A 19393-nucleotide genomic window follows, 5' to 3' on the forward strand; every position below is an offset into this window, starting at 1 on the left:
AGTTGCGCAGCTTCTGTTCGAGTTAGCGGGTATCGAGGTTAAAAGATTGCATGAGGTATTGCACGGTATTCAGGGGATTGTTTTTAACTTTGCTGGCATCAATGGGCATGTCTTTCGATTTGGCCGCTGCAGATCTAAAACCGCGCCCGGTGATTGTGCCCACATCAGAGCCAACTGTCCAACTTCAGGTGGTCACCGAAGAATGGGTACCTTACAACTATACCAATCAACAGGGCTTAGTTGACGGGCGCGCTACTCAGAAAGTGCGCGAAGTGCTGGATGCCGCCGGGATCAGCTACGAAATCCTGGTCTTCCCCTGGACCCGGGCGATGAAAATTGCACAAACTCAGCCCAACACCATGATTTATTCAATTTTTCGAACGCCTGAACGCGAAGCCCACTTCGAATGGGCGTGCCCTTTGTTAAGGCCGGTTAAAGAGCATCTCTTTCGGTTAGCCTCCCGCAACGATATAAAACTTAATTCACTGAATGATGCCAAGCGTTATATAACCGCTTTGGTCAGAGGTAGTGTGGTCCATGAATACCTGCTCTCCAAAGGGTTTAAAGGGGGCGTTAATCTGGATTTGTCTGCTGAGCCCAGCTCCCTGATTAAAAAGCTGCTGGCAGGGCGTGTCGATTTTCTTATAACCACTGAATTCACCATCTATGAGGCGCTGCGCCGGATAGACAAGCCCTATGAGATGGTGATTTCTGCGCTAGAGGTGCGTGACCGTTCAGGTGAGAGAGCCTGTATGGCATTTCACCCCAAGACTGATAGCGAGCTAATCAATCAGGTACGCCGAGCGCTGGCGGAGCATAACCGTCGCTATATTGGTCCTTAATTGCGACGTAATTTACTCATCTTTTCAAATTTATTGACGACTTCTTGAACAAACTTGACGTCTCTGTCACAGTGACAATGCAACGCACTCTGTTTGCTATCAAATAAAAATATAATCAAGGAGTTAGAGTATGAGTATAGCTAGAATTTTAATCCCGCTAATAGGTTCCCTGATACTGGCCATGGCCTTCAATTCCAAGGCAATGACTTTGTCAGAGTTACACCAAATTAAAAAAGGTCAGTTTTTTCTCGCTGGTAACACACCGGATGAGCCGGTTGTGAGTTTAGCGCTTAAAAAGCGCGGTACAGGTAAATATAAAAGTACAAATTCAAGCGAGCTGCAGTGGCGTAAAACGGCAGATGGACTCCAGGTCAGCCTCCAATCACCCGAGGTAATATGGGAGTTTACTGAGCAGGGGACGCCTTTTCGTGCTGAGACCTATCAATGGAGTGTACATCCAAAGGGTAATGGCGATGAAGTAACCTATGTTCAGCATATGCGGGTAGTACAGCTGGATACTATGGAAGTGGTGGAAACTGAACAGCAGAGCTTTTCCGGCTTGTTATTATCGGCCAAAGCGATGGGTGAATGGCCCACTGATATGGCTGAAGGGGTCTGGTCGCTGCCAGCTGTTGATCATGTATACCAAGGCGAAGACTCGATGTCTGTATTTGGTGATGTCGAAGCGCGTTTTTTTGCTGATGGGCGTGGCGAGATAACACATTATGATAACAGCACCAGCCGCTTTAAGTGGCGTATAAGAGGAAATCGCTTGTCTCTAAAGTACTGGCAAAAGGGGGTGAAAAAGAAATTCACATTCACAATTGTGGAGTCGATCGATGGTATTGGTCAACGTGTGATTGCCACTTTTCAGGATACGGATAGCGCTGCACCATTGCTTCGCACTGGGTTCATGGTTAAGCAACAGGACCTGCACTTCAATTATGACAATACGGTAGGTGCTTGGCGCAGCGGCGATATTCGTTACGATTACTATGAAGACCATATCCACATTCCCAACCTGGCCTTCCCTGCATCCAAGTGGGCTTTTAATCAGAATGGAGAAATAGAACGACAGAAGATAGTACACCCGGAGCTGGGGACAGTGGCGGTGTGTCCCGATGATACCTGCTATGTTTCTTGTGTTTTCAAGATGAAATTACTGGCGCGAGAGAATAATACCTTGTACATCTCATTTTCATCGGATTCTGAGCTGGTACCGCGCGGTCCTCATGTCTTTATGGGTAAAGCCGTCAAGCCTTTTCAGCTAGATAAGCAACATAGTGTGTCTGGTTTTAACTATAGCTGGTTGAATCAAACTACGTTGACGGTTAAGTCAGAAGACAATTCCGAAGACAAGTCCGAAGACAAGTCAGAACCTTACTTCTTCACATTGATGCCGACAGCTAATGGTGGGAGTGAATACCTTTATTCAACAGGCACCCCAAGGAACGTTCAGGGACAATTCTCGATAGTGGACGGCAAGCTTCATCTTTCTGCCACTGACGGAGCGGTTCAGGTCGTTGAAATAGTGGATGCTAACCGCAAAGCGTTATCAGTTTGTCGCTACCCTCTTGGTAGCCAGTGTGGTGCCGGTGATGAAGCCACTATGGTATTTCACAACGGGTTGGAGCAAATTAAGTAAAAAACGCAACCAGGCTGCTTTGCTAAGGAGCCTGGTTTTTTTTGGTTATCAATGGCTTTAAGCGGCTGGACTAGATAGCAGCTGGTATAAAGCGATAACAACAACAAGCGAAATACCAATGAGCAGGTAAGGTGAGCTTGTTGAGCGTTCGTTGGACTGAGCAACCAGGTGTTTTTCATACAACTTGCGGCCATAGCCTGCATTGCTATCCATGCGTGTTTGTGGGTAGCGGGGAAAAGCCAGAATACCCACAGTGGCAAACAGGGCGGCATTGACCCAATGTCCTTTGAGCAGTGTCAGCAATGCCAGTGTCAGTAAGGCAATGCCCGAGATCCATCTGATTAAGTAAGTCATAGTGCGTCCAATGCAATAATAAAACCAGCCTGTACTTTAGAGTTTGAGTTCTAATCTTGCAAGCGATTTGTTCCCAATATGAATAAATTACAGGTTTAACCTATTTTTCTCACTCATTGAGTAGGTTATGTCTCACATTTTGTGTTTTTAGTGCTAATCGTGTTGCTGTACCAGGCCCAGCTCTACCGCTTTGAGCGTGGCCTGAGTACGATCTCTGACCTGAAGTTTGCTGAGCAAATTAGAAACATGGTTGCGGATTGTCCCTTGCGCTTTAAATAGCCGGGCTGCAATTTCTTTATTGGATAGCCCCTGTGCGATGAGTACGAGGATCTGCTTTTCCCGCTCAGTCAGTTCATCCAGTACTGACTGAGCGTGTTTAAATACATTACTCAGGGCATTCTGAATAACCAGCTTGCCGTTATGCACAGCGCCAATGGCCGCTTCCAGCTCCTCCAGCTCAACGTCTTTTAGCAGGCAGCCGTTTGCACCCAGCTGTAGCGCTTGCTGAAGTTTTGTGGTGTCGTCAAAGGTGGTCAGGATCAGCACTTTGGGTGCTGCTGGTAATACACTGAGGCGCTCCAATACACCAATCCCATCGAGCTCGGGCATACGCATATCCAGTAATATAACATCCGTATCAATCAGGCCTGCTGTATAGTCGTTGATAAACGCCAGGCCATTTACAGAGCTGCTGTTGCATTCGATACTGTCGCACAATCCCAGCAGTGCCTGCATGCCCTGTCGGACGAGCGCCTGATCATCCACTAAGTGGACTTTTATTTTATTCATTAACAGCTGTTTCCTTAAAACTAACTTGTACAACAAAGCCTTTTGATGAGCTTTGCCAGGCAAAGTCACCTTTGAGTTCTCTTACCCGCTCTTGCAGACCGAGTAAACCATTGCCGGGCTCACTTTGCTTGGCTCCCGTGCCATTATCAGTAATCTTCATCTTAAAATCCGCCTCTTCAGAGTGGCCAAATTCAATGCCAAGCCGAGTGGCGTTGCTATGTTTTAGGGTGTTGGTGATACTTTCCTGGCAAACCCGCAAGATACAATGCGCGTGGCTCAGGCTTTGCAAAACCGGGTGCGGCTTGAATGTCAGCGAGATTTCAATGCGGGGCACGTGGTGGATAAGCTCCGTCAGAACCGCTTCCAAATCAAGTGGCTGGTCAGCACGTTTATCGCTGACCAGGGTACGGATTTTCTCCAGTGTTTCACGTGCCAGTGTATAACTTTGTTGTAGCTGAGATTTAAGCGGCTCGTGGGCGGTTCTTCTGGCAACGTCAAGGTTAACAATCAGGCTGGTCAGTTGATGGCCCACGTCATCATGCAGCTCTCTGGCTAGGTGCAGTCGTTCCTGCCTTGAAACAGATTGCCCCAGTAAAGACTGGGTGGCCAGCAACTGGCTGTTGGCCAGCTGAGCCTGTTCTTTAGCGGCACGTTCTTCACGCATTCTGTGACTCACCACATAAGAAAATAAATGAAATGAAGCAAATAAACCGGTTTCAACCCAAGGCCATGGTTGTGCCCAATACAGTGTTTGAATCAGCAAATAGGAAAGGCTTGCAAAAAGTATGTAGCAATAAGACTGCACCGGTGACAAATAAAACGTCAATATGGCAATGAGCATGACACTGTAAATAAGGTAAACCGATGAGGGCAACATAAAGCCTGCGCTCTGGATCAGAACGGCCATTATCGCAAGTAGCCAGTACCTGACGGCATAGCCGTAGCTTTGCTGAGACTCATTGGTCACCAGCAAAATAAGGGGTAACAAGATGAGGTGAGGTAACCAGGCCCAGGCTGATGCCTGAGACAGCGCAAACAGGCTTGGAATGGCAACCGCACACCAGGTGATGAGTGCGGTTACAAGCATAGAGGGTTGATATTGAAAGTAAGACGTCACAGTAAAGTCATAGTTTGTATTGATATCCTGTACTTATATCAGATCCCGGTAAGAAAGACAGCATGACGATTGTCATGGTGTTTTAGTGACAATAGTGACATGAACGGCGAATGGCTTTTCCCTATTCTGAAGCAACATCAACTCGGGAGTAAAATGTCATGCAACACCTACATCAATTTTCACTGCTCATTCATATCCTAGTGGGTAGCTGTACGCTGCTGTTATTCTGGGCACCTGTTTTGGCTAAAAAAGGGGGAAAAGTACACAACCTGTCGGGCAAAGCCTATGTTTATTGTATGCAGCTGGTCGCCTTTACCGGGATTTTGTGCTGCGCACTGGTTTTGATTGATCCTGTTGCCATTTATCAGGGGGCTTATGAACGGGCACAAAATCAGGCTGAGTTTATTCAAAATGCGCGTGAACGGGCCAGCTTTCTGCTTATGTTATCTTTCCTTGTTTTGACATCTGTTGTGCACGGTAGACGTGTGCTCACAGATAAAGCCTCTCGTCAGTCATTAAGACGCCTGGATATGCTGTGCGGTTATGTTGCCTTGTTGTGCAGTGCGCTTTATGTGGCCTATCTTGGCGGCCAAAGTGGTCAGCTGTTATATCTGGTATTCAGCGTTATCGGTATGCTAGTGGCGATTAAAATGATGCGCTATACGTTTGCACCTATGGTACAGCCTCGCCAGTGGGTTATTGAGCACCTGAGTGCCATGATCGGTTCAGGTATAGGAGTGTATACGGCATTCAGCGCTGTAGGAGGTCGGTACTTACTCGTAGAGATAGTGGGAGAGCAGGCCATTTTAATGGCGTGGCTGGCACCTTCTTTAGTAGGCACCCTGGCTCTGGTTGTTGCAAAACGCAAATATCAACAACGTTACCGGGTTGCAGGCAAAGGGAAGTCAGCAGTTCAGGTTGAGGCGCTCTAAACACTTTATTTTCAGATATTATCTGTAAAAACAATATTCTTACTGCCCAGATAAGTGTGCCTGAACCTAGCAGAATAAGTGAGTTGTTTAGGTACATTTATCAATCCTGAAATAAAGCACCGCCAAATGGATGCTAACCGTCTATGCTTGTAATTGTGTGGTCAAATTATGACCCAAATGACAACAATTCGACGGGGCTAACTATGAATAAACTCTCACTGATATGCCTGATGCTGCTTTTTACCTGCCACAGCGCGCTTGCAATACAGTTAATTGACCAGACCCACTGGACTGTGCTTGAGCGAGATAGCCAGCTTAAGCGCACGCACACTGAGCAACACCTGGAACTCGACTTAGCATCCGTCAGAGCAAAGATGGTGGCTGCCAATACGCTGGACATGGCGATGCCACTGCCCAATGGTGAGTTTGTCACCTTTCGTCTCGAACCCAGTCAGGTGATGGCGCCGGAGCTGGCAAAAAAATACCCTGACATTATGACTTTTAAAGGAGTGCAGCTGGGTGAGCCCAGCAATGTTGGTACCTTTGATCTGTCACCAAAAGGGTTTTACGGGATGTTTGAACATCAGGGAAAAACAGTTTATCTCGACCCGCAATCCGACTCCTACAACTACCGCAGTTATTACTTTACCTCAGCCAGGCAACATACACACGCAGCCGATATAAAGCGTCACCCGCCGATCCGTTTTCCCGGCATATCAGACGCCACGTTAAATAAGCCAGATGGCCTGATGCAAACCAGCCAGATCAGCGAGCGAATAGTCTATCGTCTTGCGGTTGCGGCCACCGGAGAGTATACGGCTTATCATGGAGGCACGCGGGCTTTGGGTCTGGCTGCCATAGTGACCATGGTTAACCGGGTCAACCAGGTGTATGCCCGAGATCTTGGGGTTACTTTTCAGCTCGTCGCTAACAACGATCAGATTGTGTTTCTGGATGCAGACACTGACCCATTTACCAACACAGATCAGGATATAAACGGGGATACGATATCTCAGGCGATAGAAAGCGTAATGAGCGACGCAGACTACGATATTGGCCACTTGGTTGTAACGAGTGGAGGTGGCGTTGCCGGGCTTGGGGTAGTGTGCACAAGCCAAAAAGCAGCAGGTCTGACGGGCAGCCCGGTACCTGAGGGGGATGCTTTTTTTATTGATTATGTTGCCCATGAGATTGGCCATCAGCTTGGTGCAGAGCACACATTTAATGGATTGCAGGGGGCCTGTCAGGGGAACCGCTCAGGGTTGTCAGCCTACGAGCCTGCCAGCGGGTCGACCATCATGGGGTACACAGGTATTTGCGTTGACCAAGACTTACAGAAAAATTCAGACGCCTTTTTTCATTTACACTCTATAGATCAAATGGTGGAAGTAACACGTCAGGGTGTGGGTAACACCTGTGGAACTCGCACCAATCTCAGTAATCAGAGCCCGGTTGTAGATGCTGGCGCTAATTTTACCATACCTGCACGCACACCATTCACTTTGACGGGCAGTGCAACTGACTCTGACTCCGACACCCTCAGTTACAGCTGGCAGCAATTTGACCTTGGGGCGGCAACAAATAGCCCAGCTCAGGATGCGATTGACTCTGGAACAGGACCTTTGTTCAGGGTGTTTAATCCCACAATGGGCCCGAGCAGAACGTTTCCCAAATTGGTGGACATTCTGACCAACAGTATTACCTATGGGGAGGCCTATCCAACGACAGACCGAACCTTGAATTTTCGTCTTGCAGTAAGGGATGGTCAGGGGCATGTAGCCAGTGATTCGATGCAAGTAACTGTGGTTAATTCCGCGACCGGGTTTCGGGTGACACAACCCGACAGCAGCAGCCAGTGGCTTTCTCAAACACATACGGTAACCTGGGATACTGCGAATACTCAGAACGCCCCGGTGTCCTGCAACAGGGTTAGCATCAGCCTGTCAACCGATGGCGGATTGAACTTTGGCACTTCGCTGGCGAACGGGGTTGATAATGACGGGCAGCAGGATGTGGTTATCACATCAGCAATAAGCACTGACTCTGCTCGCATCAGAGTTAACTGTACCGACAACGTCTTTTTTGCAATCAATTCGGGCAACTTTACGATTAACTTTGATGGTCCGCCTGCTCCTATCAAGCCAGTGTTTGTATCTCAACAACCACTGTCTGTTGCAGAAGACCAGCGGATCCAAATCAAAAAAGAAGACCTTAATTTTGAGCTGGGCCTGGCCGTTGACTCAATTACTTTGTTTCCCGGCGCTAATTATACGCTTACAGATCTAACTGTGTCCCCGAGCGAAAACTACAATGGGGATCTGCTGATATCTGCAATTGCAACTAAAGATAGTCAAAATAGCGAGGCGTTCTCCATCAAGGTGACAGTAACGGCCGTCAATGATGCCCCTGTAGCGCAAAATGACACCGCCAGCGTCGACTTTCAGGCTCAGCAAGTGTTGCTACCTGTCTTGAACAACGACACCGATGTGGATAACGATCCACTGAGTATCTCGTCGGTGGACTATCAGGGCAGTGGCACGGTAACCATTGCTTCGAATGGCTTGGTTTATACGCCCGCCAGTGAATTTTCTGGCACAGATACCATCACTTATAATGTGACAGATGGTAACGGAGGTAGTGCAACGGGTCAGGTTACAGTAACGGTAGCGGCTGCCCCCGCAGAACCTGACCCTGAGCCCGAGCCTGAGCCGGATCCACAACCCGACCCTCAACCCGATCCGCAACCAGAACCACAGACTCCTGCCCAATCTTTGGATGATGGCGGCTCAGGCGGCGGCTTGTTTGCGATGCTCTGGTTATTGATTGCGGGCCTGTGCATCAGGGTAGGAGTAAAAAAGTATGAAGGATAAAATCACCGCAGTGGGTGCCCTGCTTAGTATAGGTTTGACTATGGGGTGCCAGGGGATGCATAAGCAAGAAGACGCTGACGTTGATGACAAACTTCAGCAAGCACTTACAGAAGCCATGGACAAGCAAGACTTTCGTTTGTTCTACACGACGGGCCGACGGCCCGTCGTGCCGGGCTTTGAACAGTTTGCATTCAAGGACTTGGAAGCGCGTTGTGGTGTAAAAGTCATGCCTGGAACTGGCGACACCTTGCGCAGTGAGGCGGATAAAGCCGCACGTAGCGAAGCGTACCAGTACGCCAAAAGTTATAATCTTAAGATATATGATGCATGCTTAAACAAACTGTGAGCGGCAGTAAAACGACAGCGGCTGTTGAAGAGCAATGACTAAATGATAGGCAAGTCTGTGTATTAATATTAGACTGCCAATGTGCGCATTCAAGTAATCAGGCTATTCCAGTCTGTTGAGTAACTGTTTTATTTCAGCGCGCACATTGTCTATATCCTGAACAACCAAATCAACGGCCTGAGTGCTGGCATCAATACTTTGCCAGTTTTTTGACCAGGTTGCTTTGAGCGTAGTGGCACTTTTTTGTAGTTCGCCATTGGTCAGATAACTGAAGTCATTGATTAAGCCTACACTTATCCAGCCTCTGCGTGGGCTGCCTTCGACCTTGTTTTGGTCATAATGGGCGATGTAAATCAGCTGCTCAAGTTGTGCCAGCTCTTTAAGCATTTCGAAGCAAGCAGTGCGTATATTGTTATTCTGTTCTGAGACCTCGAGTCGCCAGGCATTATAAGCAAAGCCGGCAAACGCAAATAGCATGCTGGCAATCAGGCTAAGCTGGTACAGGCGAATTTTTTCACTGAGTTTCATGATTTTCCTTACTCGTGTTAATCAGACATGTGAGCTGGCAGCGTGTATTGGCTAAGCCAACCTGAATTGAGCGCTTTTTGCAGTAATTGCATGACAGCATGTGTGCCTGCTTCCGTATCCTGATGCAGCCCGGCTGCGGCCTCGCAAACGAAGCTAAAGGGCAGTCCGTCATCTATCGTTTTCAGGCACACATAGTCACTATGAGAGAGCGGGTGAAACGCGGTGCGCAGGCTGGCTTCACGAACAATGAGCCAGTAGCGTGGCGATGAAAGTTCGGGTTGCGGTGGGGTATCTGCCTGCTTGAGTGCCTGCCAACTTTCAACCGAGGCAAACTGGCAGCAGAGTAATCGTACACTTGGGTGAAGCGTAAAAATCACATTGGGCCATAAATTAGCCGGAACCTGTTGCAGTGCCTGAATGCTCAGGCGCGTGTCATCCGGCGCATCAAAAGCTTGTAGTAACAGGCGTTCGAACGCAGCCATTTCGCTCAGGATCCCATGAGCAGAAAAAGGGGGCTCATTTACCAAGTACTCGGGGAGTCGGTCGCCGAAATGACGCAAAGATGGGTCTTGCGAGGGGTAGTGAGAAAGAAAGCCGGCAACCATTTGATCAAATAATTCATCGCCCAGGTAGCGTCCGAGCATCTCATGGTCTTGCTCCAGTACTTTGGTCAGGCGAATACGATAGGCATTGTGGTAAATGGCAGCTCTGTCTTTGGCATCTAAGCCTGGTTGCGGCGCAATGTGGTTTATCAGCTCAGGATTTAAGCCTGTGAGCATATCGACAAACGCCTGCTGTAGTTTGGCTAAATCAGCCATGCGACCTCCAGCTCATTGGTGCAAGCGCTTTGGCTTGATTCAGCTCTGCCATAAGGGTTTCAAATGGAGGAAAGTTATCATCCCTTTCGATCATGGTATTAACGCGTGGCATGGACTGCGCGTAACACTCAAACAACTGCCAAACAGCGTCGCATACAGGCTGGTCATGCGTATCAACAATGTGGCTGCCAAAGTCGCTGTGCCCGGCCAGGTGGATCTGTGCAACGGCTTGCTTTGGAATAGCGTTAAGATAATCCATTGCGTCGAAGCCATGGTTTCTGGCACTGACGTAAACGTTATTGATATCCAGCAAAAACTGACAACCCGACTGGTGATGCAGTGCACAAAGAAAGTCCCATTCTGTCATTTGTGACTGATGGTAGGTGAGGTAACTGGACACATTTTCAAGGATCAGCGGACGCTCCAGAAAGTCCTGAACAATGCGTAATCGCTCACTTAAGTGCGCCAGCGCTTCTTCGGTGTATGGCAGCGGCAACAAGTCATGACTGTTGAAGTCTCCAAGGGAAGAAAAACACAAGTGATCAGAAATCCACGCCGGGTTTACGCGGTGTATGGTGCGTTTGAGCTTACTAAGGTAATCGAAATTTACCTCGCCAGTGCTGCCAATGGACATAGACACACCATGCATAGCAATAGGGTAGCGCTCTTTGATCTGATCGAGATAATGCCACGGCTTGCCACCATCAACAAAATAGTTCTCAGAGATGATCTCTAACCAGTCTATATCTGGTTGAGTCTGGATGATATCTTCGAAGTAGCAGGTTCTGAGCCCTAACCCAAACCCCAAATAGGGAGGTGATGCGTTCAATATAACTCCGTTTTAACCAGAAGAAGAGGAGCAGCAAGTGAGCGTAAACAAAAACGTCACCCGCTGACACAGTAAGCGACTTTAACTGTCGGCTTTTCCGCCGATATCTTGACAGGCTTTGGCTGGCATTTTTACAAACCCGGTGCCCTTACAAGAAGCATGGCCACCACAGGCATTGTTGGCGGTTTTGCAGTCATTATGGCCACCACAAATATTCACATCATGGCACTTGACCAGGTCGGATTTAGCAACAGAGCCGACCCACTCATCTTTTACATTGCCGCCTACATCTGCGCAGGCTTTGGCTGGCATTGCCACAAATCCGGTACCTTTGCAGCTGGCTTGCCCGGCGCACGCGTTGCTCGACGTTTTGCAGTCGTTGTGACCGCCACAAACGTTAACATCATAGCAATGAACCAGATCAGTACTAGCGCCACTGGCACTGGCCGTATTGGATGACGTGTTGTCGGTTGCATTGCATCCTACCAGTCCTGCAACCATGACCGCCATCGCGGCCCCTGTAAGTGTTTTCATATTATCTTCCTCATTGAGTGTGTGCCAGACAGAGTGTGGGGTGACCTGTCCAAAACGACTGCGACCTTAGTTTACAAAGGTGGTTCAGCAGCATGTTCATGCCCGTACTTATCGGCAGCGCAGTGCTACCTGAACATGCTGCTGTAACGACAAGACCTGTGCCACGTGTATTTCATTTCAGTGTAGTCGAAAATTTTTTGCCCGGGCGCTGAGATACGTACTCAGACCGCCGGTAAATGAGGGGGAAATAATGCGTGGCTGGTTAAACATGGCGAAGCGCCCGCCTGAGCAAAACCAGCTTACGTAATATTGAAAACCTGCGCTTACTTTTAACTAATAACACACCGCTTAGTGCGAGCAGTGTAATACCTTGAGGTGTGCAGGCCACACGCTTAGCTTTGCGGCAAAACCGCCGCTTACTGAACTGTGCATAATACAGCTTTTTCAACAGGCTCAGTTGTTGCTGTTGCACTTCCTGGTGTGCAGTACGATATATAAAACGTGCCAGCCAGGTCATGGTTCTCTCCTTCAAAGCTTGGTTATTTAAAACACATCGAGCAGATCGCTGGTGGTTTTATCAAACAGCTGTATTGCAGTTGCTATCAGATAGTAGATAAGGGCCAGATTAAACGCCATCAGCAGCCCCGCAGAGACAAACCAACTCAGGCCAGCTTGCACCATGGCATAGGCCATCAACCCCTGAAGTGACAACCAGGTTGCTGTGATAAGCAGTGAAGAAATCATCAGCAGCAAGACGCAAGTCAGAATCGTTTTAAAATGGGCGCGCAGTTTGGCTTTAAACAAAGCCGCGAAAGCGCGGGCGACGTCAACATAGCTTGCACTAACGGCTTCGCCCTGTTGCATCAGCGCTGTAAGCTGAGCGCCCATACTGGCAGTTTGGTGTGTTTCTGTAGAGTGGTCTGATGGCGCGCTCATATTACTTACTCCGTAACAGCATGGTCAGAAGGACACCTGCGCCAAATGCAATGCCGGCCGTTTTAACCGGGTTTTCTGTGGCATATTTTTTAACACCTGAGGCATTCCACTTTTTCTCCAGCTCGCGTTTTTGAGCCTGCAAGGCCTGGCCAGACGCTTCGCTTTTGTTTCGTAATTGTTCCTCGGTTTTGGCCGCCGTGTCGTGCAGAGCATCGACAGTATGGTGGAGAGAGTCGGCTAGCTGATCAGAAACTGGGTGTGTATGTTCACTGTTTGCCTGACTGTTGGCAGTCGATTTGCTGGTACTCATAATAACTCCTTGATTGCGAGAATTAGTACTCCTAATAGTGCAAATGATTTGCCAGGAGTAATATGATTTAAAATCAAAGGCTTAGGTTTTGGTTGTGTGTTCGAACAGGGCGTTTTTACCTGTGTGTGAAATTTTTACCCGGTATTATTTACGTGTAGGTATTGGCGGCTCTGAGTAGGTACCTGTGCGTGCAAGAAGGTATCTGAATAACCATTCGGCAGGGCCCTGAGCATACTTGCGCCGCCACAGCGTGGCAAAACACCAGGCCGACAGACAAAACAGCAGGCTGCTCAACAATGCCATCTCTATAGACTGATTACCCAGCATATTCAGCGCTTCCAGTGTACCCATGCCAATAATGATATGTGCAATATAAAAAGTGAGCGATAACTTCCCCGTATCTTCCAATGAGCGAAATACCGTTGAATGGGCAAAGCGCTGTGCAAGTTTGATGCAGCCCAGTAAGACAAGTACTGAGCTGGCGGTGGCGCACACCAGATACTGAGGCAGTGGAGGAATAGGTCCGGTACTGAGCAAAAACTGAATGTCTTGATCTTGCATGCCAACACTTACGGCCAGTGTGCGCAGCAGATAAAAAGCCCCCTCTACAGAAACTAAAATGACAATGGCGATTTTAAACAGTCTTTTTTGTAGTGCACTTTGGTGCAGCGGCTGACGGCCAAGCCACATACCAAACAATAAAAATGCAAACCAGGGAAATACAGGGTGAAAGCCATTGTAAAAAATCCGTCGTATCAGCCCATCCAGAGTCCATAAATCCAAATAGGTAAGTGTTTCCCAGTGCCAGCCTTTAGAATAATCAATGACTAATAACAGGGCAGGAAAAGTAGACACAACCAGCGCACAGAGCGTCAGCAGGGTACGATGAGAAGCAAAGAGTAACCACGAAGCCAGGATAAAGTAACAGCCATAAAAGTGCAGAATATCTGCCGGCCAGACGGGCAAATAGAGTAACCCCAGGCACAGCAATAAAATGCCACGCAAAGCGACTTTGTTTTGCATCTGTTTTCGATGTAGTAAATCGTGCTCCTGGGCTTTGCGAGCTGATAAAGTGAGTCCGACCCCTGCCAGGATCACAAACAGTGCTGCAGCACGTCCCTCCAGCAGGGCACTTAGTGATAACAAAAAGGGGCTGCCTGTACTGGCACCCATCACGAGCTTGAAGTTAACGACCACCATACCAAAAATTGCCAGTGCTCTGGCAAGGTCAATACCATGGATCCGCGCGCTCATTGTTGTTCCTTTTTGTACTTTCTGTGAGACTAAGTTAAGTTGCGCGGACAGAATATTCCGTTAATAAATGTTTGAATTTGTAATTGCGATAGGTACGGCCTATATTGTTTGACTTAGCTCTTATGTCTTTGGAGAACATGAACTAATTTGTAGCCAGCAGTCACCACATAGCGAACTTATCACCCATATATTTACAGTAGCTAATAAAGTATCCGTTGAATAGTGCGGATACTGAGCCCGGACATCATGGCCAGCTGGGCCTGGGTCAGGTGCTTGCTTAATCTGAGTTGTTTTAGGAGCATAGCGTGGCTCGCTGCGTAGTGATGTGCAAAAGTGTTATCCATAAGCCGTTGCACAGACAAGTAAATTGTGCCGACTTTTTTGTGACAAAGTATAATTTTCAATTAGTTAGATTGAAGTATCTCTTGTGATGTAAATACATTGTGAGGTGCTTATTGTGCTGTTGAGGGCGGGAGCCGCGCAGCAGAGCCGGGCCACTATGGAGGCGCATGCCGGGCTTTTTGCAGGATTTTTAACCGGTTTTGGTCTCGCATTTGCTCACAAGTAGGATTGCATACGTATTCAATAGACGTTTAATCGGATCTCTCTATATTGTTACCGTGATGTAAACATTACCGTTATGACAACAACAGAGAACACACAATGATTAAACAGTCACTCAAAGCGTTGAATACAGCGCTGATCACCGCAGGGCTAGGCATGTCTGCTCAGGCACTGGCCGCCCCCACAACCTTTGTTCATTTGTTCGAATGGTCCTGGCAGGATATTGCGACCGAGTGTGAAACCTTCCTGGGACCAAAGGGTTACGCAGCCGTGCAGGTTTCACCACCGAGCGAACATATCACAGGCGCCCCCTGGTGGACCCGCTACCAACCCGTTAGTTATCAACTGGAAAGCCGCAGTGGAACCCGTGCTCAGTTTATCGACATGGTGTCGCGCTGTAAGGCTGCGGGTGTCGATATTTATGTTGATGCAGTGATCAACCACATGGCCCACGGTAGTGGTACAGGTGTGGCGGGCAGCACGTTTGGTGACAAACATTACCCAATCTACAGTCCGCAAGACTTTCATGAAACCTGCGCGATTAACGATGCCGACTACGGCAACAACGCCTGGCGAGTACAAAACTGTGAGCTGGTTGGTCTGGCTGATCTGAACACATCGGCTGCTTATGTGCAGGATACACTGGCCGCTTATCTGAACGATCTGGTTGGCATCGGCGTGGCCGGATTCAGGCTGGATGCCAGTAAACATATGGCATCGTCTGATATTGCTGCCATCATGAACAAGGTCAATGGTGAGCCTCTGGTATTTCAGGAAGTAATCGACCAGGGTGGCCAGGCCGTGCGCGCTGATGAGTACTTTGCTAATGGTCTGGTGACTGAGTTTAAGTACAGCACTAAGCTGGGTGACACCTTTAAATCCGGCAAGCTAGCCTGGCTAAACAGTTTTGGCGAAGCCTGGGGCATGATGTCGAGCCACCTGGCCGTGGTATTCGTGGACAACCATGATAACCAGCGCGGTCATGGCGGCGCTGGCAACGTTGTAACCTACGAAGACGGCGCCCTGTACGATCTGGCCAATGTCTTTATGCTGGCTTTCCCCTACGGCTATCCGAAGGTGATGTCGAGCTACGACTTTAACCATGATGGCGATGCCGGACCACCGGGCAGCACTGTGCATCAGGGCAACACGCTGAACTGTTTTGCTAATGAGTGGCAGTGTGAGCATCGTCGCAATATGATTGCCGGCGCCATGGAATTTAGGAACAACACCACAGGCCATTGGACCGTGAACAACTGGTGGGACAATGGCAATAACCAGATTGCCTTCTCCCGAGGCGATGAAGGATTTGTGGCCATTAACCGTGAAGGTTTTGGCCTGAACCAGACGCTGCAAACGGGGCTGGCTGCGGGCGTTTACTGTGATGTCCTCAGCGGCGGCAAGAATACCTCGGGCGATGCGTGTCTTGGTGATCAAATCACAGTTGACCAAAATGGATTGGCAAGTATCAACGTCAGCGCGATGAATGCTGTGGCAATTCATCACAACAGCAAACTGGGTGACGCGCCGGATGTGCCTGCGGGCGACTGGCAAAGAACCGTCGTATTCATCAAAGCCGAAACGGCAGCAGGCCAGGATCTGTTTGTGCGTGGTGGCTTAGATCACGCTTTTGCAGCCACTTTAGGCCGCGATTGCGCTCAGGACCCGCTGCAATGTGCCATGCCGGTTCGCCACAACAACCTGAAAAACCCGACGACACAAGGTTGGAAGCAGGGCGATAACTACCTTGACTGGCAGGGGAGTGAATCAGGCCAAAGTGCAGATGCCGCGGGCAGTGCACTGGACTGGACAACCAACCTGTGGCCGGCTGAATGGGGCACCAAAGCCACGGTAGAAAGCCAGGGCTATGGCGAAACACCGCTGAACCAATGGGGTGCCCATTACTGGATGCTGGATGTAGATATGGACTGTAGCCAGACTCACAACGGCTGGTTTGAGATCAAAGCCTATGTGAAAAACGGCCAGGGCTGGGAAGGCGATATCAGCCAGACCAACACCCCCTACAGCAGCAATAACCACTTTGCCCGCTGCGGCCAGATCTCGGTGTTTGAATTCAATCAATCAACCGCGACTTACACCGCATTCTAACCTCTAAAACCGGGTAACCGGGTATTCTGCAGCGGCCATACTCCCTGGTGGTCGTTGCAGTGATACCGTCACCAATCTTTTAGCGATTCATATTTTCATTTTTGGGTGTACTCAGAATACGATTTTTCGTGGCCAAGGTTATAAATAGACCTTTATGTCGGCAACTTTGTTTTTGGCATACTCACTGTGTGGGTTTATCGTAAGTATTTGCTGATAATGCTTAAATGCCAGCGAGTATTGCTTGTTTAGCTCATAGGCTTCAGCAATGCTGCTGTGGTAATATGGTTGTTCATTGTTTTGAGTCAGCGCAAATTCAAAAACTGCAATACCATCATCAACGCGACCATGTTTAACCAAGCTATTACCCCATTCAACCAGGATCTCCAGATCATATGTTACGCCCGTGTCTAGCTGCGCTGTTGAAAATACCGAGGCAAAGTTTTTAAACCCTTTTTTATCAGTCAGAGATTTTAGATGTGCCATCGGCTGGTAAGTAATTTGCTTGTGCTCATCGTTGAAGCCCGGAATATAGTAAGCGGCAATTTCGTCGACGAAAGTAATGGGTAAGCTGCCCAGTAAGTTAGTTAGTACCACCACAGAAACCTTATCCTCTGGATATATGCTCATGGTGACTGCGTTCGCACCGCTTGCGCTTATTGCATTGTGATATTTACGCTGATTAACTTGCCAGCCCATTGAATATCCATTTTCTTTATTATTAAACCCTTCAGTACGTCCGTTGTTGAGTTTAACGGGTGTCCATAACAGGTTGAGATCTTTAACCAGCTCACCTTGCTGTAATGACACAATATAGTTAGCAAGTTCAGTTGCTGTTGAGCTCATCCCTGCGGCAGTTCTTAAAATATACGGAAATTCACCGTAGAAGTTTTTATAATTATTTTCGCTTAAATGAATATACTGACGAGTCTGGTTTGGTACCATGCGTTCCAGGTAGTCAAAGCCAGCCTGCGCAGTTTTTGGCATCTTAGCGCGCTCAAGCTGCATTTTAGTAATGAAAGCGGTAAACCCCTCTGGTACGTATTTATCAATGATCTTGCCCAAGATTACATAACCAGTTTGGTTGTAGCTAAAACGAGAGTTGGGTGTAAATTGAAGCGGGTGTTTTTGGACTTCCTGCCAGGAAGCATCTGCATCATGAGGTACCAAAGTCTCAAGCCCCCGGTTAGCTGCTAGGATCTCAGGCAGGCCCGAAGTGTGTCCCATTAGCTGATTAATTGTGAGTGACTGCCATGCCTCGGGTAAATCGGGTAAATGCTTGCCAATTTGGTCATCAATGTTGAGAAGACCTTGCTCTGCTAATTGTACAATAGCAACGCCGGTAAAGGCTTTTGTCATTGAATTAATGGGAAAGACCGTTTTTTCTGTCACAGGAACCTGATGCTGTAAGTCTGCAAAGCCGTAGTTACCTTGTTTGATAATTTTACCGTTTTTAATCACAGCCAGCTGTAAACCTGGAATATGCCTTTCCTTCATCAGGGCCTGAATAAACTTGTCTACCGGTTCAGCTTTGACCAATGATGACCACATTAGGGTACCAAACCAGAATAAGGCATTTAATAAGACTCTGTTTTTTTTGTACATGATAGTTCCGTTACGCATTTTTTTATGAAGATATCATCATAGCTATCAAGTACCATACCAACTATAAAACCTATATTTATTAGTGTGTTAGATTTTTTCTTGGCAAGAAAACTACTACTAATTTTAGATAAGTAGTTAAATTAACGAATAAGTAGTTGTTTTTACAACAAGGAAACGGAGTAAGTTACATGGACAGCCACCTAACAGGAGCTACATAGCCAACATTGTGTGGTGAATTTACAGTTGGGTGTCTTTGAAAATACTGTTTCACTGTTTTTTGCCGCTATAAAAACTATCTAGGAAAGGCGAAGTTGGTTCAAAGACTTGGGGATCAATGCCGAGCCTATTTAGGCTTGAGCTGTATGGGGTTTGGTGGTAGGTTGATGCTCACTTTAGGTAGCAAGCAATTGAGTAGGATGAAGTTTCCTGGATAGGGTAGTAGCCAAAACTAGGTTTATCTCAAGCGCAAATAAACAAAATACAAAATAGAAATAAAGGAGATTGACGCAATGGATGAAACAATAAAGCAAAGATCAAAGGAAGTTGATGAGAAGTTTTGTAGTGACTGTGGTGCAGTTATCAAAGCAAAAGCTGAAATTTGCCCTAAATGTGGCGTAAGGCAGTCTGCACCGCCAGGAGCGTTGGGTTCAACCGCAGCTAATGGAAAAAGCAGAGTTGCAGCAGCACTGTTCGCATTTTTCCTGGGCAGTTTCGGAGCTCATAAGTTCTATCTTGGACAGGTAGGGTTAGGTGTTTTGTATCTGTTTTTTTGTTGGACATTTATTCCGGCACTTATTTCTCTTATAGAGTTTATTCTTTTCCTCACAATGAGCGATGAGGCTTTCAATCAAAAGTACGGTAATACATAACAACGCCAATCATATGGGCGCAAAAAGCAGCGCCCGTATAGTATATGAGGACTTGTGGAAAAGCCAAAATGATCAGCTTCAGCCCTATATGCGCTACTATTGCAAAGCAGTGAAAGAGATTGCGGAGGGTGTTCATAATTCTGTG

20 protein-coding genes are annotated in these 19393 nt (G+C 47.8%); 7 read left to right on the plus strand and 13 right to left on the minus strand.

The features are described 5' to 3' along the window. Nucleotides 1-107 precede the first annotated feature (107 nt). Together TW77_RS08810 and TW77_RS08815 are read left to right on the plus strand one after the other, a co-directional pair. Nucleotides 108-842: a substrate-binding periplasmic protein gene (locus TW77_RS08810; protein WP_052713120.1), complete on the plus strand. Its 735-nt coding sequence runs from the start codon at nucleotides 108-110 to the stop codon at nucleotides 840-842. Nucleotides 843-972: 130 nt separating this feature from the next. Beyond that, on the plus strand, nucleotides 973-2487 hold the full coding sequence (locus TW77_RS08815) for a hypothetical protein (protein WP_046004610.1): 1515 nt from the start codon (nucleotides 973-975) through the stop codon (nucleotides 2485-2487). A gap of 57 nt (nucleotides 2488-2544) precedes the next feature. Here TW77_RS08815 and TW77_RS08820 read toward each other — a convergent pair whose 3' ends face one another. The 3 genes from TW77_RS08820 to TW77_RS08830 all read right to left on the minus strand — a co-directional run bounded on the left by TW77_RS08820 (nucleotide 2545) and on the right by TW77_RS08830 (nucleotide 4717). Then, nucleotides 2545-2841, minus strand: coding sequence for a hypothetical protein (locus TW77_RS08820; protein WP_046004611.1), 297 nt, complete (start codon nucleotides 2839-2841; stop codon nucleotides 2545-2547). Between the two features lie 153 nt (nucleotides 2842-2994). Beyond that, the gene (locus tag TW77_RS08825) at nucleotides 2995-3630 is read right to left on the minus strand and encodes a response regulator (protein WP_046004612.1); all 636 of its coding nucleotides are present in this window, start codon (nucleotides 3628-3630) and stop codon (nucleotides 2995-2997) included. Further along, the gene (locus TW77_RS08830; protein WP_052713116.1) at nucleotides 3623-4717 is read right to left on the minus strand and encodes a sensor histidine kinase; all 1095 of its coding nucleotides are present in this window, start codon (nucleotides 4715-4717) and stop codon (nucleotides 3623-3625) included. The genes TW77_RS08825 and TW77_RS08830 overlap by 8 nt, the downstream gene beginning before the upstream one ends. Before the next feature lie 188 nt (nucleotides 4718-4905). Here TW77_RS08830 and TW77_RS08835 point away from each other — a divergent pair, with 188 nt between their 5' ends. The 3 genes from TW77_RS08835 (at nucleotide 4906) to TW77_RS08845 (ending at nucleotide 8895) form a co-directional block, all read left to right on the plus strand. Beyond that, a complete protein-coding gene (locus TW77_RS08835; protein ID WP_052713117.1) occupies nucleotides 4906-5679 on the plus strand; it encodes a hypothetical protein in 774 nt (257 codons plus the stop codon). A gap of 203 nt (nucleotides 5680-5882) precedes the next feature. Then, on the plus strand, nucleotides 5883-8549 hold the full coding sequence (locus TW77_RS08840) for a reprolysin-like metallopeptidase (protein ID WP_052713118.1): 2667 nt from the start codon (nucleotides 5883-5885) through the stop codon (nucleotides 8547-8549). Further along, nucleotides 8539-8895 (plus strand): hypothetical protein, encoded by a 357-nt coding sequence (locus TW77_RS08845; protein WP_046004614.1) that lies wholly within the window; start codon nucleotides 8539-8541, stop codon nucleotides 8893-8895. The genes TW77_RS08840 and TW77_RS08845 overlap by 11 nt, the downstream gene beginning before the upstream one ends. Before the next feature lie 102 nt (nucleotides 8896-8997). Here the strand turns inward: TW77_RS08845 and TW77_RS08850 are convergent, their stop codons facing one another. The 9 genes from TW77_RS08850 to TW77_RS25130 all read right to left on the minus strand — a co-directional run bounded on the left by TW77_RS08850 (nucleotide 8998) and on the right by TW77_RS25130 (nucleotide 14406). Beyond that, nucleotides 8998-9423, minus strand: a complete 426-nt coding sequence (locus TW77_RS08850) for a hypothetical protein (protein ID WP_046004615.1) — start codon at nucleotides 9421-9423, stop codon at nucleotides 8998-9000. A gap of 17 nt (nucleotides 9424-9440) precedes the next feature. After that, nucleotides 9441-10241: a DNA-binding domain-containing protein gene (locus tag TW77_RS08855; protein WP_046004616.1), complete on the minus strand. Its 801-nt coding sequence runs from the start codon at nucleotides 10239-10241 to the stop codon at nucleotides 9441-9443. After that, complete coding sequence (locus TW77_RS08860) at nucleotides 10234-11070, minus strand: DUF692 domain-containing protein (protein ID WP_046004617.1); 837 nt, start codon at nucleotides 11068-11070, stop codon at nucleotides 10234-10236. Before TW77_RS08860 ends, TW77_RS08855 begins: the two co-directional genes overlap by 8 nt. A gap of 81 nt (nucleotides 11071-11151) precedes the next feature. Next, nucleotides 11152-11604 carry a hypothetical protein gene (locus TW77_RS08865; protein WP_046004618.1) on the minus strand — a complete coding sequence of 151 codons (453 nt, stop codon included), beginning with the start codon at nucleotides 11602-11604 and terminating at the stop codon, nucleotides 11152-11154. A gap of 262 nt (nucleotides 11605-11866) precedes the next feature. Further along, nucleotides 11867-12121, minus strand: a complete 255-nt coding sequence (locus TW77_RS08870; RefSeq protein WP_046004619.1) for a hypothetical protein — start codon at nucleotides 12119-12121, stop codon at nucleotides 11867-11869. A 26-nt stretch (nucleotides 12122-12147) separates the two neighbouring features. Further along, on the minus strand, nucleotides 12148-12540 hold the full coding sequence (locus tag TW77_RS08875; protein ID WP_046004620.1) for a hypothetical protein: 393 nt from the start codon (nucleotides 12538-12540) through the stop codon (nucleotides 12148-12150). 1 nt (nucleotide 12541) lies between these two features. Continuing rightward, a complete protein-coding gene (locus tag TW77_RS08880) occupies nucleotides 12542-12850 on the minus strand; it encodes a DUF883 C-terminal domain-containing protein (RefSeq protein WP_046004621.1) in 309 nt (102 codons plus the stop codon). A 144-nt stretch (nucleotides 12851-12994) separates the two neighbouring features. After that, the gene (locus TW77_RS08885) at nucleotides 12995-14104 is read right to left on the minus strand and encodes a DUF418 domain-containing protein (RefSeq protein WP_046004622.1); all 1110 of its coding nucleotides are present in this window, start codon (nucleotides 14102-14104) and stop codon (nucleotides 12995-12997) included. A gap of 200 nt (nucleotides 14105-14304) precedes the next feature. Further along, nucleotides 14305-14406 (minus strand): helix-turn-helix domain-containing protein, encoded by a 102-nt coding sequence (locus TW77_RS25130; protein WP_156158635.1) that lies wholly within the window; start codon nucleotides 14404-14406, stop codon nucleotides 14305-14307. A 361-nt stretch (nucleotides 14407-14767) separates the two neighbouring features. On the opposite strand from TW77_RS25130, the gene TW77_RS08890 reads away from it, so the two are divergent. Further along, nucleotides 14768-16777 carry an alpha-amylase gene (locus TW77_RS08890; protein ID WP_046004623.1) on the plus strand — a complete coding sequence of 670 codons (2010 nt, stop codon included), beginning with the start codon at nucleotides 14768-14770 and terminating at the stop codon, nucleotides 16775-16777. Nucleotides 16778-16915: 138 nt separating this feature from the next. On the opposite strand, the gene TW77_RS08895 is transcribed toward TW77_RS08890, so the two are convergent. After that, nucleotides 16916-18379 carry a serine hydrolase gene (locus tag TW77_RS08895; RefSeq protein ID WP_046004624.1) on the minus strand — a complete coding sequence of 488 codons (1464 nt, stop codon included), beginning with the start codon at nucleotides 18377-18379 and terminating at the stop codon, nucleotides 16916-16918. Nucleotides 18380-18888: 509 nt separating this feature from the next. On the opposite strand from TW77_RS08895, the gene TW77_RS08900 reads away from it, so the two are divergent. After that, complete coding sequence (locus TW77_RS08900; protein WP_046004625.1) at nucleotides 18889-19248, plus strand: TM2 domain-containing protein; 360 nt, start codon at nucleotides 18889-18891, stop codon at nucleotides 19246-19248. The last annotated feature ends 145 nt before the right edge of the window (nucleotides 19249-19393 follow it).

Origin of the sequence: Pseudoalteromonas rubra, from assembly GCF_000967655.1 — a bacterium.
Lineage (GTDB): Bacteria > Pseudomonadota > Gammaproteobacteria > Enterobacterales > Alteromonadaceae > Pseudoalteromonas > Pseudoalteromonas rubra_A.

Excerpts from the sequence above, each read along its gene's own strand:
- TW77_RS08865 (WP_046004618.1), bottom strand. The coding sequence starts at position 11,604 with ATGAAAACACTTACAGGGGCCGCGATGGCGGTCATGGTTGCAGGACTG.
- TW77_RS08810 (WP_052713120.1), top strand. The coding sequence starts at position 108 with ATGTCTTTCGATTTGGCCGCTGCAGATCTAAAACCGCGCCCGGTGATT.
- TW77_RS08820 (WP_046004611.1), bottom strand. The coding sequence starts at position 2,841 with ATGACTTACTTAATCAGATGGATCTCGGGCATTGCCTTACTGACACTG.
- TW77_RS25130 (WP_156158635.1), bottom strand. The coding sequence starts at position 14,406 with ATGCTCCTAAAACAACTCAGATTAAGCAAGCACCTGACCCAGGCCCAG.
- TW77_RS08875 (WP_046004620.1), bottom strand. The coding sequence starts at position 12,540 with ATGAGCGCGCCATCAGACCACTCTACAGAAACACACCAAACTGCCAGT.
- TW77_RS08880 (WP_046004621.1), bottom strand. The coding sequence starts at position 12,850 with ATGAGTACCAGCAAATCGACTGCCAACAGTCAGGCAAACAGTGAACAT.
- TW77_RS08825 (WP_046004612.1), bottom strand. The coding sequence starts at position 3,630 with ATGAATAAAATAAAAGTCCACTTAGTGGATGATCAGGCGCTCGTCCGA.
- TW77_RS08840 (WP_052713118.1), top strand. The coding sequence starts at position 5,883 with ATGAATAAACTCTCACTGATATGCCTGATGCTGCTTTTTACCTGCCAC.
- TW77_RS08870 (WP_046004619.1), bottom strand. The coding sequence starts at position 12,121 with ATGACCTGGCTGGCACGTTTTATATATCGTACTGCACACCAGGAAGTG.
- TW77_RS08835 (WP_052713117.1), top strand. The coding sequence starts at position 4,906 with ATGCAACACCTACATCAATTTTCACTGCTCATTCATATCCTAGTGGGT.
- TW77_RS08850 (WP_046004615.1), bottom strand. The coding sequence starts at position 9,423 with ATGAAACTCAGTGAAAAAATTCGCCTGTACCAGCTTAGCCTGATTGCC.
- TW77_RS08855 (WP_046004616.1), bottom strand. The coding sequence starts at position 10,241 with ATGGCTGATTTAGCCAAACTACAGCAGGCGTTTGTCGATATGCTCACA.
- TW77_RS08895 (WP_046004624.1), bottom strand. The coding sequence starts at position 18,379 with ATGTACAAAAAAAACAGAGTCTTATTAAATGCCTTATTCTGGTTTGGT.
- TW77_RS08845 (WP_046004614.1), top strand. The coding sequence starts at position 8,539 with ATGAAGGATAAAATCACCGCAGTGGGTGCCCTGCTTAGTATAGGTTTG.
- TW77_RS08890 (WP_046004623.1), top strand. The coding sequence starts at position 14,768 with ATGATTAAACAGTCACTCAAAGCGTTGAATACAGCGCTGATCACCGCA.
- TW77_RS08830 (WP_052713116.1), bottom strand. The coding sequence starts at position 4,717 with ATGCTTGTAACCGCACTCATCACCTGGTGTGCGGTTGCCATTCCAAGC.
- TW77_RS08815 (WP_046004610.1), top strand. The coding sequence starts at position 973 with ATGAGTATAGCTAGAATTTTAATCCCGCTAATAGGTTCCCTGATACTG.
- TW77_RS08885 (WP_046004622.1), bottom strand. The coding sequence starts at position 14,104 with ATGAGCGCGCGGATCCATGGTATTGACCTTGCCAGAGCACTGGCAATT.
- TW77_RS08900 (WP_046004625.1), top strand. The coding sequence starts at position 18,889 with ATGGATGAAACAATAAAGCAAAGATCAAAGGAAGTTGATGAGAAGTTT.